Genomic DNA, 14,755 nt, shown 5'->3' with positions numbered 1-14,755 from the left:
GCCGATCCGGGTGATGGTGGTCGACGACCACCCGATGTGGCGCGACGCCGTCGAGCGCGACCTCCAGGCCGCCGGTCTCGACGTCGTGGCCGTGGCCGCCGACGGCGACCAGGCGCTCGCCCGCTTCCCGGCCGCTCGACCCCAGGTGGTGGTCCTCGACCTGCAGATCCCCGGCCCCAACGGCGTCGAGGTCACCCAGCGGGTCCTGCAGCAGGACCCCGGCGCCCGGGTGCTGATCCTCTCGGCCTCGGGGGAGCAGGACGACGTCCTCGAGGCCGTCAAGGCCGGGGCCACCGGCTACCTCGTCAAGTCGGCCTCCGGCGCCGAGCTGGTCGACGCCGTGCGCCGCGTCGCCCGCGGCGACTCGGTCTTCACCCCCGGCCTGGCGGGGCTGGTGCTGGGGGAGTTCCGGCGGCTCTCCGAGCCCGGCGGTGGCGCCGCGATCACCGGCAACCCCGAGCTCACCGATCGCGAGACCGAGGTGCTCAAGATGGTCGCCAAGGGGATGTCGTACAAGCAGATCGCCGAGCGCCTCGTGCTCTCCCACCGCACCGTGCAGAACCACGTGCAGAACACGCTGCGCAAGCTGCAGATGCACAACCGCGTCGAGCTGACCCGCTACGCCATCGAGCGCGGGCTCGACGAGGACTGACCCGCCCGCCCGACCTCAGGCCTCGAGCTCGAGACCCTGCTGCCGGGCGAACCGGACGGCGTCGTCGACGTCCTGCGCCAGCGTCGACGACGGCGTCCCCCACGCACCCGGTCCGCGGTCGCGCCACGCGGTGAGCACCGTCCGGGCGTGCGCGGTGAGGTCGGGGACGTCGGTGAGCACACGGTGCGCGAAGACCCGCAGCACCCCGGCGACGGTGTCCTCCATCGGGGGCAGGTCCTTGGCCGGCAGGTCGACGTCGACCCGGACGTGGTCGCCGACGCGTGCGGAGCGGGAGACGGCGTCGGCCTCGGCGGTCACCAGCGGGCTGCCCGCGCGGGGCAGCGGGTCGCGCCCGCCGCGCAGGCCGCCGAGCCGCAGGCCCGAGCGCAGGCGCAGCGACACGGTCGCGAGGGGCTGGTCGGTCAGGCGCTGCGGGGGTACGGCGAGCGTCGGCCGCTCCTCGGGCGGGCCCGGCAGCCCACCCACGTCGTGGCCGAGCTGGTCGGTCCAGGTCTGGAGCACGCCCTCGAGCCCACCGAGCCACAGCGACCGGACCAGCTGCGCCCGGAGGCCCTTGCGGCTCGTGCTGCCCACGGTGCGCGAGCGGCTGCCCACGGGCGCGGAGGAGTAGCGCGCCGTGTAGGACAGCGGTGAGCCGACCGCGGCGAAGAGCTCGATCTGGCGGTCGTCGTCCATCCCGAGGGCGACCAGCGGCGACCAGCCGATGTCGACCCGCCACTCCTCGCCGAGCGGGAGCGGGCCCCACCACGTCGCGATGCGCTGCCGCGCGTCGAGCGTGGGCAGGAGCGCCTCGAGGTCCCGGCGCGACCGGCGGCCGCCGACGGTCCGCTCGACCCAGGCGGCGGCCACCACGCCCACCGTCTCGGTGGTGAACCAGCCGACCGGCTGGGCGATGTCGGGCACCACGGGCGCGCCGCCGGCCAGGGCCTCGCGGAGCGGGGCGTCCCCGGCGGCCAGCACCCGTGTCGGCAGCAGTCCCAGCGCGCCGCTGTGCCACGGCCCGCCGTCGGGCCCGCGGAACGGCGCCACGGGGAGGGCCGCGGCGTGCTCGGGCGTCACCAGGACGTCGAGGAGGCGCCGCCAGACCGCGAGGGCCGCGCCCAGCTCGTCGGTGCCGGCCGTGGCGACCTCCGCGAGCACGTCACGGCGCAGTGAGGCCAGGCTCCCGTCGGGATCGCGCCGCAGCGACTCCGACGACGCCGTGAGCAGGCGCAGGGCCGACGGCACGTCGGCGTCGGTGAGGTCGGGGAGGGGCGGGGCCTCGGGCACCGCGAGAGCCTACGGCGCTCCGTCCCGTCGCCCGCGACGGCCTAGGGTCGTGGCCGTGACGACGGCGTACCGGCCATGAGCGACGACCCCGACCTGCTGGAGGTCGCCGACGAGCTCTACGCGCTGCCGCTCGGCGACTTCACCCCGGCGCGGGACGCCCGGGCCAAGGCGCTCAAGGGCACCGACCTCGCGGCGCCGGTCAAGGCACTCAAGAAGCCGTCCCTGGCCGCGTGGGTCGTCAACCTGTTCGTCCGCCGGGACGCCCCCCAGGTCGAGCAGGTGCTCTCGGTCGGCGCCGCGCTGCGCGAGGCGCAGGCCGGCATGTCCGGGGCCGAGCTGCGCGAGCTCACCAAGCAGCGGCGCCAGCTCACGGCGGCGATCACCACCCAGGCGCGCGCCCTCGCCCGCGAGGAGGGCGTCAAGGTGACCCCGGCCGTGGCCGACCAGGTGGAGGCCACCCTGACCGCCGCGATGATCTCCGAGCGCTGCGGCGCGGCGGTGCGCAGCGGCCTCCTCGTCGCGGCGCTCGCCACCACGGGCGTCGACGACGTCGACGTGGAGGCCGCCGTCGCGGTGCCGGAGGCGCTCGGCTTCACCGCCACGCCGCGGGCGGCCGACGCCGGCGACGCAGGGCCCTCGGGGCCCTCGGGGCCGCCCACGCTGACCGTGGTGCCCGACCCGGACGCCGACGCCAAGGCCCGCGCGGCCGCCGAGGAGCGGCTGCAGGAGGCCGACACGGAGGTCGAGGAGGCGCGCGCGGCGTACGACGAGGCCGCCGGCGAGGTCGAGGAGCTCCGCGCCCGGCAGCTGCAGATCGAGGCCGAGATCGACGAGCTCAAGCGCAAGATCGCGGCGCTCGAGGACCGCTACGACGACGTCGACGACGAGCTCGGCGACGCCGAGTCGGTGCGCGAGGAGGCCAAGGAGACCCTCGACGAGGCGGTTCACCAGCGTGACGAGGCCGCCGAGGCTCTCGCCCGCCTCTAGCCGTCCCTACTCCTGCCAACCGGCGCCGGGGACGAACGCCCGCTCCACCCGCACCAGGTGCCTCAGGTCGGCGGGGGACTCCCACACCCCGGCGCCCAGGCCGGCCAGCCAGGCCGCCCCGAGCGCGCCGGTCGCCAGGACCCGTGGCCGCTCCACCCGGACCCCGATCCGGTCGGCCAGCGCCTGGCACGACCGGTCGTCGCCCGCCCCGGCGCCGTCGACGCGCAGCACGGCCGGCAGCCGACCGGGCTCGAGCGGCCCCCGACGCAGGTACGTCGTCAGGCCCGCGGGGGAGCGCCAGGCCGGCAAGCCTGGCGTCGTCCCGGTGTGCGCGTCGTACGTCGTCGTCCCGCCGAGGTGGCACCGCGCGTCGCCGGGCTCGACGCAACCCAGCCCGACCAGCGCGGCCGCCGCGTCGTCGACGAGGCCGGTCACCGGCAGCGCGAGGCCGAGGAAGGTGCTCGGCTCGGTGGCGGCCAGCGACCCCCAGGTCGGCACCAGCTCGGGCAGCGCCTCGGCCGGCACGCCGTGCCGGGCGCAGGCCTCCGCGCTCCAGGCACCGGTGGCGAGGTCGAGCAGCCCGGTGCGCCCGGCGCTGGCGACGTCGGTGGCGTGCTCGAGGCCGCGGGTCATCCGCGCCAGCAGGTAGGACTCGACCCCGCCGACGGCGTAGCGGTCGGCCTCGACCAGCGCCCAGGTGTGCGGCTCGTGCTCGGCCACCCAGCCGAGCGACGCGGCCACGCCTCCCCGCGTCGTACGCCGGTCGCCGGAGGCGATCGCCGGGCGCGGTGACCCGAGGGTGTCGCGGTCCCAGAGCACCAGCGTCCCGTGCCGGGCGGTCACCCCGATGCCGCGGACGGCGTCGGGCCCGACCTGTGTGAGCGCCTCGCGGGCGGCCTCGAGCGTGGCCTGCCACAGCTGTTCGGGGACGTGCTCGATCCAGCCGGGTCGCGGCTCCAGCAGGGGGAGCGGACGCCGGGCGGACGCCACGACGCCGCCGCGCTCGTCGGCGACCAGGGCGGTGACGCGGGTGCGGCCGGCCGCGAGCGCCAGCAGGCTCAAGCCGACGTGCCCCGCACGATGTCGAGCACCCGCTCGTCGATCCAGGCGAGGTCGTCGGCGACGCGCATCTCGTAGTTCTCGGTGCCGACCCAGGTGGAGAAGTCGGGGTGTCCCTCGCGGGTGGCGAACGTCTCGAGCTCGGCGCGCAGCGCGTCGTCGACGGCCACCTTCTCCTCCTCGGTCGAGGCGACCAGGTAGAGGTCGTTGAGCTCGAGGAGCCGGGCCAGCTCGCCCACCGGGGCCGCGTGGTCGTCGATGCGCAGGTCGACGTCGATGTCGTCGCCGCCGTCGTAGCCGGCCCCGTCGCGCACGACCAGGATCGCCGCCGACTGGCGTCCGCGCTTGTCGCCACCGGCGTCGTCGCCGGCGGCGAGCGCGTCGAGCAGGCGGCGCGCGAACGGCGTACCGGACCCGTCCTCCCACGACCGACGCATCGCCTCGACGACCTCGGGGCCGGCCAGGCAGTTGCCCTGCACCGCGAACCCGTCGCCGACGCTGCCCCCGGCCCAGTCGATGCACGCGCTGCCGGTGTGGGACGCCGCGCCGCCGTCGACGTCGACGATGCCGACCTGGCGGTGGTCGCGGCCGTCGTCCTCCTCGAGGAGTCGCTGCAGCGCGATCGCGGCGGTGGCGCCCTCGTCGAGGTGCGACAGCGCGAGCCCCTTGTAGGCCACGTTGGCGCTCGCCTGGGTGGCCAGGGCGCCGACCTGCGCGACCGCGGCCGGCACGACCGACCCGACCGCGAGGAACTTCGACGCCACCGCCACCCCCCACGACTCGCCGTCGTCGGAGCGGGCCACGATCGAGAACGTCATGCGGCGAGCGTAGTCAGGTCCGACGGCAGTCCTGGGGGGCCCGGTGCTGTCCGCACCGCCGGGTCTCGACTCGCTGGCGCGACCTCGTTCCTCGGTCGCGCTCGCTCAACCTGCGCGAGCCCACGGCGGCCGCTCGACCGAGATGACGCTCAACATCACGATGCCCATCTACTTCGCCGACCTGCTCGGGCTGCCGGGCTGGGTGCCGGGTGTCGTCTTCGTGGTCGACACCGTGATGATCGGCCTGGTCCAGCTGGGCTGGAACCTGTCGAGCCGGTGGCCCCGCTCCTGCACGCCGCGCTGCTCGACCGCGGGGCGCGGCCGCGTGGGCCGGGCCCCTGGCGCTGTGCGCGGTCTGGGCGGTGTGCGTGCTGCGGCTGCCGCGGGTGCTGCCGCGGGCGGCGACCCGGGTGACCAACGAGGCCGAGGAGCCGGCGCCGGAGTCCTCGACCGTGTGAACCGCCGACCGGCGGGCAGGGTGGCACCCGTGCTCAACGACATCGCCTGGCCCACCCGCCTGCTGGTCGCCGGGTTCGGCGCGTCGGTCGGACTGATGCTGGGCGGTCCCGTGGTCGACGCCTCGACCGGGCTGGCGCTGGCGATGCTGCTGGCCGGGCTCGGGGTGGAGGTGCTGCTGGTCCTGGTGTGGCCGGCCGTGCTGCTCCGGGGCGAGCGGCGGTTCCGCGCCCGGGTCGTCGAGGCGACCTCGGAGATCGCGTCGGGCGCGGTCGACCCGGTGGCCGCGCTGGGCCGCGTCGTACGACGGCGCGTGGTCGACCTGCCGTCGTGGGTGCCCGGCCGCGGCGCGGGACGCGGCCAGGCCGCGCTGACCGTGCTCACGGTCGTGGGCGACGGGCCGGCGCGGCGGGTCGCGGCGGCCGTGCCCGCCGAGCTCGGGCTGCACGGCAAGGGCGTGCCCGCCGTGCTGCTGGTGCATCCCCGGCACCGCGACGCCGCGGTCCTCGACGACCGGGTGACGACGCAGCGGCTGGTCGAGGTCGACGCCGACCCGCGCTGGGCGGCCGAGCGGCTGCCGACCGACCGCACTGTGGTCGGTGGGTACGCCGGCCTGCTGGTGGCGTTCGTGGCCGGCGGGGCCGTGGGGCTCGCCGTATCGGCCTGCGTCGCGACCCTCGTCGCCTGACGGCGGAGGTGGTTGAGTGTCCCCGACAGGCTTGGATCGATCCAACATCAGGAGGACACGGATGCGCGTCGGAGTGCTCACCGGAGGCGGCGACTGCCCAGGACTCAACGCGGTGATCCGGGCGGTGGTCCGCAAGGGCGTGCGCTCGCACGGGTTCGAGTTCGTGGGCTACCGGGACGGGTGGAAGGGGCCGCTCGAGGGCCTCACCATGCCGCTCGGGGTGGAGCAGTGCCGCGGCATCCTGCCGCGCGGCGGGACCATCCTCGGGTCCTCGCGCACCAACCCGTTCAAGATCGACCGCGGTGTGGAGCAGATCCAGGACAACCTCGCCGCGGCCGGCGTCGACGCCCTGGTCGCCATCGGCGGCGAGGACACCCTCGGCGTCGCGACCAAGCTCGCCGACCTCGGTGTGTCCGTCGTGGGGGTGCCCAAGACCATCGACAACGACCTCTCCGGCACCGACTTCACCTTCGGCTTCGACACCGCGGTCAACATCGCGACCGAGGCCATCGACCGACTGCACACCACCGCCGAGTCGCACCACCGCGTCCTCGTCGTGGAGGTGATGGGCCGCCACGCCGGCTGGATCGCCCTGCATGCCGGCATCGCCGGCGGCGCGTCCGCCGTGCTGATCCCCGAGCAGCCCTTCGACATCGAGAAGGTGTGCGCGCTCGTCGAGACCCGCTTCCAGACCCAGTACGCCCCGATCATCGTGGTCTCCGAGGGCGCGGTGCCCGTCGAGGGCGGCGAGATGACGATGGTCTCCGGCGAGGTCGACGCGTTCGGCCACGTCCGCCTCGGCGGCATCGGCGACCGGCTGGCCGCCGAGATCGAGCAGCGCACCGGCAAGGAGGCCCGCGCCGTCGTGCTCGGCCACGTGCAGCGCGGCGGCACCCCCACGGCGTTCGACCGCTGGCTCGCCACCCGCTTCGGCCTGCAGGCGATCGACGCCGTCGCCGATGGCGACTTCGGCACCATGATGGCCCTGCGCGGCACCCGCATCGTCCGCGTCCCCCTCGCCGAGGGCACCGCCGAGCTCAAGCTCGTCTCCCCCGAGGAGTACGCCGAGGCGGCGGTGTTCTTCGGCTGAGCCGGGATACCTCGACTCCTGGTCGACCTCCGCGGGCTGCGCGAGGTCGACCAGAGGTCGAGGTATCGGTCGTCAGTGCTGCAGGTCGGCCAGGTCGAGGTCGCGCGGGAGCCACCGCCACACCACACCGGCAGCGAGCAGCGCGAGCACCGAGCCGGTGAGCCCGACGACGGCGAAGGCCTCGGTGAACGACGCCGTGGCGGCCGCGAGCTCGGGGGTGCCGCGGGCGCCGGCCAGGGACTCGACGGTGGCGGGGCCGGCCGAGGCGGGGAGTCCGGCGCGGTAGACCGCGCCGGCCAGGCTGCCGAGCACCGCGACACCGAGCACGGCGCCGAGCTCGTAGGACATCTCCTCCATCGCCGCGGCCGAGCCGGACTGGTGCGCCGGCGCCCGGCCCATGATCAGGGCGGAGCCCACGCCCAGGGCGGCCGTGCCGAGGCCGACCACGAGGAACGCCAGCGCCAGGCCGGCGTACGGCAGCGGGTGGGGGAGGAGGGCGACCGCGGCGAGGCCGGCCGCGGTGGCCATGAGGCCGGCCACCAGCACCGTGCGGACGCCGATGCGCGCGGCCAGGGCGGGCGCGAAGGGCGAGCCGACCAGACCCCCGACGGCCAGGGGCAGCAGCGCGGTGCCGGCGAGCAGCGGGCCCCAGCCCTGCACGAGCTGGAGCCACTGCGACGCGACGAGGAGCAGCGCCATCATCACGGTGCTGCTGGCGAGCGCCGTGAGCACGCCGGCCCGGAAGACCCGGTCGGCGAAGAGCGACACGGCCAGCATCGGGTCGTCCTGGCGCAGGCACCGGCGGACGAACGCGGTCACGAGCAGGACGCCGAGCACCAGCACGGCGACGGCCGGTACGTCGACGCCGTGCTTGCCGAGCTGCTTGACGGCGTACACGGTGGCGACCATGCCGCTCACCGACAGCACGACGCCGGTGGCGTCGATGCGTCCGGGCCGGTCGGAGTGGCTCTCGGGGAGGAACCGCAGGCCGGCCAGGACCGCCACGACCATCAGCGGCACGTTGACCAGGAACGCCGCGTGCCAGCTGAACACCTCGAGCAGCGCGCCCCCGACGATGGGGCCCACGGCGGCGCCGACCGACGCCATCGCGGCCCAGATGCCCAGCGCCAGCGCCCGCTCGCGCTGGTCGGCGAACAGCACCCGGATCAGGGAGAGCGTCGCCGGCATGATCATCGCGCCACCGACGCCGAGCAGAGCCCGGACGCCGATCACGGCGGCGGGGGAGTCGGCCAGCAGCACCAGCAGGGACGCGGCGCCGAAGATCGTGAAACCGCTCAGCAGCATCCGACGACGTCCCCAGCGGTCGGCGAGCGCCGACAGCGGCACCAGCAGCCCGGCGAGCACGAGGGCGTAGGCGTCGACGATCCACAGCTGGGCGACGGCCGAGGGTCGCAGGTCGGCGGTGAGGTCGGGGAGGGCGACGTTGAGGATCGTCATGTCCATCACCACGACGAGCAGGCTCATCGCCAGGACGGCGAGTCCGGCCCACCGACGGCGGTCGGCGGGGGCCTGCTGCGTGCTGGGCGTCGCGAGGCTCATCGCGCACCTCCGCCGGTGAGGAACGTCGACAGGACCGTCTCGTCGAGGTCGCGCCGGGCGACGTCGCCCTCGCGCACGGCCTCGCGGGCGGCCACCAGGAGGCCGTAGACGGCGTGCCCCAGCCAGCGCGCCGGTACGTCGTCGCGCAGCACCCCGGCCGCCTGCCCGGCGGCCAGCAGGTCGACCTCGCGCGCGGCCAACCGGTCGGAGCGGGTCAGCAGGTCGGGGGCGGAGGTGAGGTAGCCGTCGGTCAGCGCGAAGCCGAAGTCGTCGGAGTCGGCGAGGTAGCGCGAGAACAGGTCGCGCAGGCAGGCCTCGATGCGCGCGGCGTCGCCCGACCGCGCCGCGCCGGCGGCGTCGACGGCGTCGAGGCTCTCCTCCCAGCGGTCGTGCGAGCGCGTGCCGAGCTCGTGCAGGAGGTCGTCGCGCGAGGCGAAGTGCCGGTGCAGCGTGGCTCGCCCGACGCCGGCGGCGGCCGCGATGACCGCCATCGAGGCGCGCGGGTCGACGTTGAGGTGGCGCTGGGCGGCGGCGAGGACCTCGTCGCGGGTGGCCATGGTGGTGCTCCGATCGCAGGTGTGAGACATGAATGTCTCACACGAGACACTGATGTCTCAATCCGGCGGCGTACCGTCCGGAGCGGGGGGCAGACAGACGGCCCGTGCGGGGTGTTGGGTAGGCACACCGTCCTTCAACGCGGAGGTGCCCCGGACATGACCACGCACGACAAGCACGACCAGGACGGCGCCACCGACATCGCTGACGGCGCCCAGGACGGCGACCAGGGCCTCAAGCGGGTGATGGGGCCCAAGCTCCTGCTGCTCTTCATCGTCGGCGACATCATCGGCGCCGGCATCTTTGCGATCACGGGCAAGGTGGCGGCCCAGGTCGGCGGCGTGGCGTGGCTGCCGTTCCTCGTCGCCTTCGCCATCGCTGCCCTCACGGCGTTGTCCTACCTCGAGCTGGTCAGCAAGCACGCCCAGGCCGCCGGTGCCGCGCTCTTCGTGCACAAGGCGTTCGGCGTCCACTTCCTCACCTTCATCGTGGCCTTCGCGGTGGTCTGCTCGGGCATCACCAGCGCCTCGACGTCGTCGGGCCTGGTGGCGGAGAACCTGCTGATCGGAATCGAGCAGTTCGTCGACGGCATGCCGACCGGCAACACCGCCACCCTGGTGACCGCGCTGGTGTTCATCTCGATCCTGGCCCTGATCAACCTGCGCGGGGTCGGCGAGAGCGTGAAGTTCAACGTCGTCCTGACGCTCGTGGTGATCGCGGCCCTCGTCGTGATCATCGCCATCGGCGCCTGGGCCATGGTCAACGGCGACGGCGACGCGGGCCGGATCGTGGTCTTCGAGTCCTCCACCGACCGCTCGCTGTTCGCCGCGGTGACCATCGGCACCACGATCGCGTTCTTCGCGATGGTCGGCTTCGAGGACTCCATCAACATGGTCGAGGAGGTGCGCGAGCCCGACCGCATCTTCCCCCGGGTGATGCTGACCGGCCTGGGGATCTGCGCCCTGCTCTACGTCCTGGTGGCCATCTCGGTGGTGATCGTCATCCCGCCCGGCGACGTCCTGAAGCCGGTCAACCCCGACGCCGGCATCCTGCTCGACGTCGTGCGGGTGGGCGCGCCCGACGTCCCGATCGACAAGATCTTCCCGTTCCTCACGGTGTTCGCGGTCGCCAACACGGCGCTGATCAACATGTTGATGGCCAGCCGGCTGCTCTACGGCCTCGCCAAGCAGGACGTGCTGCCCCGCCCGCTCGCCCGGGTGCTGCCCGGCCGCCGCTCGCCGTGGGTGGCGATCGTGTTCACGACGCTGATGGCCTTCGGCCTGATCGCCTACGTGCGCAGCGACCCCGAGGGCGACGTCGTCGGCTCGCTCGCAGGCACCACCGGTCTCCTGCTGCTAGGGGTCTTCGCGGTGGTCCACGTGTGCTGCCTGGTGCTGCGCCGTCGTGGGGCGAATGGCTCCTTCTCCGCCCCCGTGTGGACGCCGTGGCTCGGCGCGGTCCTGTGCGCCTACCTGGTCGGTCCCTGGGCCCGGGTGCGTGAGGACTGGATCCAGTACCGCATCGCCGGTGCGCTCCTGGCCATCGGTGTGGTCCTGTGGGCGATCACCTGGCTGATCAACCGCGGTGCCCGCGGTCAGCGCACCGGGTTCCGCGACGTGGAGTCGCTCGAGGAGTGACCGGGGCGAGCCGTCCGCCGGCTGCGGCCGTGTCGGGACCGAGTCCGGCACCGCCGTAGGCTGGAACGGTGAGCAGCACCCTTCCCGACCTCGCGAGCCTGCATGCGCTGCATCCGGCCCAGCAGCCGTCGTACCCCGACCGGGGCGCCGTCGACGCCACCGTCGACCGCCTGCGCGACCTGCGCCCGCTGGTCTACGCCCACGAGTGCGACGAGCTGACCGACAAGCTCGCGGCCGTCGCCCGCGGCGAGGCCTTCCTGCTGCAGGGCGGCGACTGCGCCGAGACGTTCGCCGGCGTGACCGCCGACAACACCCGCAACAAGCTGCGGGTGCTGCTGCAGATGGCGGTCGTGCTGACCTACGCCGCCTCGGTCCCGGTGGTCAAGCTCGGCCGGCTCGCCGGCCAGTACGCCAAGCCCCGCTCGTCCGACCTCGAGACCCGGACCGTCGACGGGCAGAGCATCACGCTGCCGGCGTACCGCGGCGACGCCGTCAACGGCTACGACTTCACCCCCAAGTCGCGGGTGCCCGACCCGGCGCGCCTGCTCGAGGTGCACCGCACCTCGGCCGCGACGCTGAGCATGATCCGCGCCTTCATCGCCGGTGGGTACGCCGACCTGCGCAAGGTGCACACCTGGAACACCGACTTCGTCGTCGACTCGGTGGCCGGCCAGCGCTACGAGGCGGTGGCCAACGAGATCGACCGGGCGATGGCGTTCATGGAGGCCATCGGCGCCGACCCCGACGAGTTCCACCGCGTCGACTTCCACATCAGCCACGAGGCGCTGGTGCTGGAGTACGAGCACGCGATGACGCGCATCGACTCCGGCACGGGCGGGACGTACGACCTGTCGGGGCACTTCGTCTGGATCGGCGAGCGCACCCGCCAGCTCGACGGCGCCCACGTCGAGCTGCTCAGCCACGTCCGCAACCCGATCGGCGTCAAGCTCGGGCCCACCACGTCGCCCGACGACGCCATCGCCCTCGCAGCGCGGCTCAACCCCGACAACATCCCGGGCCGGCTGACCTTCATCACCCGTTTCGGCCACGGCCGGATCCGCGACGGGCTGCCGGCGCTGGTGGAGAAGGTGCAGAGCGAGGGACTCGCCGTCGCCTGGGTCTGCGACCCGATGCACGGCAACACCTTCGAAGCGTCGTCCGGCTACAAGACGCGGGCCTTCGACGACGTCATCGCCGAGGTGCAGGGCTTCTTCGACGTCCACCGCCAGCTCGGCACCTGGCCCGGCGGCGTCCACGTCGAGCTCACCGGCGACGACGTCACCGAGTGCGTCGGTGGCGGTGAGGAGCTCCTCGAGGCCGACCTCGGCGACCGCTACGAGTCCGTCTGCGACCCCCGCCTCAACCGCGTCCAGTCCCTCGAGCTCGCCTTCCTCGTCGCCGAGATGCTCCGAGCCCGCTCGACCTGAGCGCAGAATTGTCGTTCCCGCGCGATCGAACGGCAACGGCAGGTCCTGGGTGCGTCGATCTGTCGTTCCCGCGCGATCGAACGGCAACGGCAGGTCCTGGGTGCGTCGATCTGTCGTTCCCGCGCGATCGAACGGCAACGGCAAGTTCTGGGTGCGTCGATCTGTCGTTCCCGTTCGATCGCGCGGCACGGCACGCCGACCCGTCGCCACGATGCGACGGGTCACCGGGTTTGATGGGTGGGTGATCGACCTGCGCAGCGACACCCTGACCACCCCGACCGAGGCGATGCGGGCGGCGATGGCGGGGGCGGAGGTCGGGGACGACGTGTACGGCGAGGACCCGACGGTGCTGGCGCTGCAGGAGCGGGTCGCCGAGATGTTCGGGCACGAGGCGGCGTTGTTCATGCCGACCGGGTCGATGTCGAACGTGCTGGCGGTGCGGTCGCTGGTGCAGCCGGGCCAGGAGGTGCTGTGCGAGAGCTCGGCCCACATCGCGCGCGCCGAGCTGGGGGCGCACGGCGCCTACAGCGGCGTCACGATGCGGACCTGGACCCACCCGCGCGGGCACGCCGACCTCGACGCGATCCGCGGGCTGCACGCCCCCGACATGGGCCCGTTCTTCGTGCGGACGGCGGCGGTCTCGGTGGAGAACACCCACAACTTCGCCGGCGGGACGGTGCTGCCGCTCGACCTGCTGCGCGACCTGCGCGAGTGGGCGACGGGCGTCGGGGTCGGCGTCCACCTCGACGGGGCACGGATCTGGAACGCCCACGTCGCCACCGGTACGCCGCTGGCCGACTACGGCGCCGTCGCCGACGTGCTGTCGGTCTGCATGTCCAAGGGGCTCGGGGCGCCCGTGGGGTCGGTCCTGGTCGGCACCGCCGACACCGTGGCCGAGGCCCGGGTCTGGCGCAAGCGGATGGGCGGCGGGCTGCGGCAGGTGGGCGTGCTCGCGGCCGCGATGCTGCACGCCCTCGACCACCACCTCGAGCGTCTCGCCGACGACCACGCCCACGCCCGGCTGCTCGCCGAGGCCTGTGGGGTCGACCCGGCCGGCGTCGAGACCAACATCGTCGTCGTCGAGCGCTCCGACGCCGCCGCCTTCGTCGAGGCGGCCGCCGCGGCCGGGGTCCGCGTCGCGCCGGTCGGCCCGACGACGGTGCGGATGGTCACCCATCTCGGCGTGACCCGGGCCGACGCCGAGCGGGCGGCGAGCGCCCTGGCCCAGGTCGTCACCCCCGGGTCGTAACCTTTCGGCCGCCGCGGGCGTCGGACCCCGCGACACCAGCTCCCAGCCCCGAGGACCCGCCATGAACCGCACGCTCACCATGCTGCTCGCCGTCGCCGCCGTCGTCGGAGCGACCGGCGGCACCGTGGCCGCCACCACCCTCGCCGGCGGCGGCGGCGACGCGGACCGGGAGGACGGCGGCGCCGCGAGCGCGGGCAGCACCGTCACGTCGAGCGGACCCACGCCCGCACCGGCGAGGACCACGACGAGCGCACCGACGACCACGTCCGGCGCCGAGCCGACCGAGGACGCCGCCGGCTCGATCGCCCCCGGTGAGGCGGGCGAGGTGTTCTGGGCGACCCAGCGCCAGCTGGTCGACGGCGACCAGTCCGTCCGGATCCAGCTGATCGACGAGCCGGCCTCCCTCGAGCGGGCCGCCGACTCCTGGGTGGTGGCCACGAGGACCAGCCCGCAGGAGCCGTCGTACGAGGTGTCGGTCGTGCGGCCCGACGGGTCCGTGACGCTCCTCGCCGACACGTTCGGCGACGGCGACGTCAGCCCCGACGGCACGCGCTACGTGGCGATGAAGGAGAGGGGCTTCGCCTACGGCGTCTGGGACATCGAGACGGGCGAGGAGGTCGACACGATCAAGAGCGGCATCTCCCCTGACCAGTACGCCGTGGGCGGCGCGCAGTTCGTGGGCGACGACTCGGTCGCCTCGACCTGGACCGACGACCAGAGCCGCACGGTCGTGCTCCTGGGCCGGCTGGCGTCCGCCCCGACCTCGGAGGAGTACGACGAGACCTACGAGATGGCGGTGGTCTCCGAGGACGTCGGCGGGCAGTGGGCGATCTCGCCGGACGGCCGCTGGTACGCCGGGGTGTCGCGCACCGGCAAGGACGCCGAGACGGGGTTCGCGTCGTGCGCGGTCGTCGCCCCCGTGGTCGCTCCTGCGGACTCCCCGGCGGAGGCCGTGATCGACTGCGGCAGCAAGTTCTCCGGCGTGCCGTCGTTCAAGGACGACAGCAGCGCCGTGCTCGCCCTGCCCTGGGAGACCGACGGCTTTGGCCCCGGCGTCCTGCGCCCGCTGGCGACCAGCGGCACGTCGCAGCCCGCGGAGATCTCGCTGCCCGACGCGTCCCTCGAGGGGGTCTACCTGCGCGACGACCTGGTGCTCGTGCTCGGGGCCAAGAACCTCTACGGCGACGGCACGGTCATCTCGGCCTGCAGCAGCACCGGGTGCGAGGGGCTGGCCCGCTTCGACGACCCTGCGGAGACCGCGGTCCTCGGCACCACCACCTGAGCGCC

General features: G+C 74.2%; 13 protein-coding genes. 8 read left to right on the top strand and 5 right to left on the bottom strand.

Annotated features, from left to right (window positions below; all coding sequences use genetic code 11):
• Window positions 1-13: 13 nt before the first annotated feature.
• A complete protein-coding gene (locus tag AC4MBH_RS05850) occupies window positions 14-652 on the top strand; it encodes a response regulator (protein ID WP_491794127.1) in 639 nt (212 codons plus the stop codon).
• Between the two features lie 15 nt (window positions 653-667).
• Here AC4MBH_RS05850 and AC4MBH_RS05845 read toward each other — a convergent pair whose 3' ends face one another.
• Window positions 668-1,942 carry a hypothetical protein gene (locus AC4MBH_RS05845; RefSeq protein WP_491793408.1) on the bottom strand — a complete coding sequence of 425 codons (1,275 nt, stop codon included), beginning with the start codon at window positions 1,940-1,942 and terminating at the stop codon, window positions 668-670.
• A gap of 75 nt (window positions 1,943-2,017) precedes the next feature.
• Between AC4MBH_RS05845 and AC4MBH_RS05840 the strand changes: the two genes are divergently transcribed.
• Window positions 2,018-2,929 carry a hypothetical protein gene (locus AC4MBH_RS05840; RefSeq protein ID WP_491793407.1) on the top strand — a complete coding sequence of 304 codons (912 nt, stop codon included), beginning with the start codon at window positions 2,018-2,020 and terminating at the stop codon, window positions 2,927-2,929.
• A 6-nt stretch (window positions 2,930-2,935) separates the two neighbouring features.
• Here AC4MBH_RS05840 and AC4MBH_RS05835 read toward each other — a convergent pair whose 3' ends face one another.
• Window positions 2,936-3,991 carry an FGGY family carbohydrate kinase gene (locus AC4MBH_RS05835; RefSeq protein WP_491793406.1) on the bottom strand — a complete coding sequence of 352 codons (1,056 nt, stop codon included), beginning with the start codon at window positions 3,989-3,991 and terminating at the stop codon, window positions 2,936-2,938.
• A complete protein-coding gene (locus AC4MBH_RS05830) occupies window positions 3,988-4,806 on the bottom strand; it encodes a DUF1028 domain-containing protein (RefSeq protein WP_491793405.1) in 819 nt (272 codons plus the stop codon). The genes AC4MBH_RS05835 and AC4MBH_RS05830 overlap by 4 nt, the downstream gene beginning before the upstream one ends.
• Window positions 4,807-5,293: 487 nt before the next feature.
• On the opposite strand from AC4MBH_RS05830, the gene AC4MBH_RS05825 reads away from it, so the two are divergent.
• On the top strand, window positions 5,294-5,950 hold the full coding sequence (locus AC4MBH_RS05825; RefSeq protein WP_491793404.1) for a hypothetical protein: 657 nt from the start codon (window positions 5,294-5,296) through the stop codon (window positions 5,948-5,950).
• Between the two features lie 61 nt (window positions 5,951-6,011).
• The gene (locus AC4MBH_RS05820) at window positions 6,012-7,040 is read left to right on the top strand and encodes a 6-phosphofructokinase (protein WP_491793403.1); all 1,029 of its coding nucleotides are present in this window, start codon (window positions 6,012-6,014) and stop codon (window positions 7,038-7,040) included.
• 72 nt (window positions 7,041-7,112) lie between these two features.
• On the opposite strand, the gene AC4MBH_RS05815 is transcribed toward AC4MBH_RS05820, so the two are convergent.
• Both AC4MBH_RS05815 and AC4MBH_RS05810 read right to left on the bottom strand, forming a co-directional pair.
• The gene (locus AC4MBH_RS05815; RefSeq protein ID WP_491793402.1) at window positions 7,113-8,600 is read right to left on the bottom strand and encodes an MFS transporter; all 1,488 of its coding nucleotides are present in this window, start codon (window positions 8,598-8,600) and stop codon (window positions 7,113-7,115) included.
• Window positions 8,597-9,157, bottom strand: coding sequence for a TetR/AcrR family transcriptional regulator (locus tag AC4MBH_RS05810; protein ID WP_491793401.1), 561 nt, complete (start codon window positions 9,155-9,157; stop codon window positions 8,597-8,599). The genes AC4MBH_RS05815 and AC4MBH_RS05810 overlap by 4 nt, the downstream gene beginning before the upstream one ends.
• 156 nt (window positions 9,158-9,313) lie before the next feature.
• Here AC4MBH_RS05810 and AC4MBH_RS05805 point away from each other — a divergent pair, with 156 nt between their 5' ends.
• The 4 genes from AC4MBH_RS05805 to AC4MBH_RS05790 all read left to right on the top strand — a co-directional run bounded on the left by AC4MBH_RS05805 (window position 9,314) and on the right by AC4MBH_RS05790 (window position 14,750).
• A complete protein-coding gene (locus tag AC4MBH_RS05805; protein WP_491793400.1) occupies window positions 9,314-10,792 on the top strand; it encodes an APC family permease in 1,479 nt (492 codons plus the stop codon).
• A gap of 68 nt (window positions 10,793-10,860) precedes the next feature.
• Window positions 10,861-12,219, top strand: a complete 1,359-nt coding sequence (locus tag AC4MBH_RS05800) for a class II 3-deoxy-7-phosphoheptulonate synthase (protein WP_491793399.1) — start codon at window positions 10,861-10,863, stop codon at window positions 12,217-12,219.
• A 241-nt stretch (window positions 12,220-12,460) separates the two neighbouring features.
• Complete coding sequence (locus AC4MBH_RS05795; RefSeq protein ID WP_491793398.1) at window positions 12,461-13,468, top strand: threonine aldolase family protein; 1,008 nt, start codon at window positions 12,461-12,463, stop codon at window positions 13,466-13,468.
• Window positions 13,469-13,529: 61 nt separating this feature from the next.
• On the top strand, window positions 13,530-14,750 hold the full coding sequence (locus AC4MBH_RS05790) for a hypothetical protein (protein ID WP_491793397.1): 1,221 nt from the start codon (window positions 13,530-13,532) through the stop codon (window positions 14,748-14,750).
• Window positions 14,751-14,755: the final 5 nt, after the last annotated feature.

The organism is Nocardioides sp. WJ219 (assembly GCF_058559815.1).
This window is presented reverse-complemented; position numbering and strand designations above follow the sequence as displayed.

Excerpts from the sequence above, each read along its gene's own strand:
- AC4MBH_RS05850 (WP_491794127.1), top strand. The coding sequence starts at position 14 with ATGGTGGTCGACGACCACCCGATGTGGCGCGACGCCGTCGAGCGCGAC.
- AC4MBH_RS05840 (WP_491793407.1), top strand. The coding sequence starts at position 2,018 with ATGAGCGACGACCCCGACCTGCTGGAGGTCGCCGACGAGCTCTACGCG.
- AC4MBH_RS05830 (WP_491793405.1), bottom strand. The coding sequence starts at position 4,806 with ATGACGTTCTCGATCGTGGCCCGCTCCGACGACGGCGAGTCGTGGGGG.
- AC4MBH_RS05820 (WP_491793403.1), top strand. The coding sequence starts at position 6,012 with ATGCGCGTCGGAGTGCTCACCGGAGGCGGCGACTGCCCAGGACTCAAC.
- AC4MBH_RS05815 (WP_491793402.1), bottom strand. The coding sequence starts at position 8,600 with ATGAGCCTCGCGACGCCCAGCACGCAGCAGGCCCCCGCCGACCGCCGT.
- AC4MBH_RS05810 (WP_491793401.1), bottom strand. The coding sequence starts at position 9,157 with ATGGCCACCCGCGACGAGGTCCTCGCCGCCGCCCAGCGCCACCTCAAC.
- AC4MBH_RS05805 (WP_491793400.1), top strand. The coding sequence starts at position 9,314 with ATGACCACGCACGACAAGCACGACCAGGACGGCGCCACCGACATCGCT.
- AC4MBH_RS05790 (WP_491793397.1), top strand. The coding sequence starts at position 13,530 with ATGAACCGCACGCTCACCATGCTGCTCGCCGTCGCCGCCGTCGTCGGA.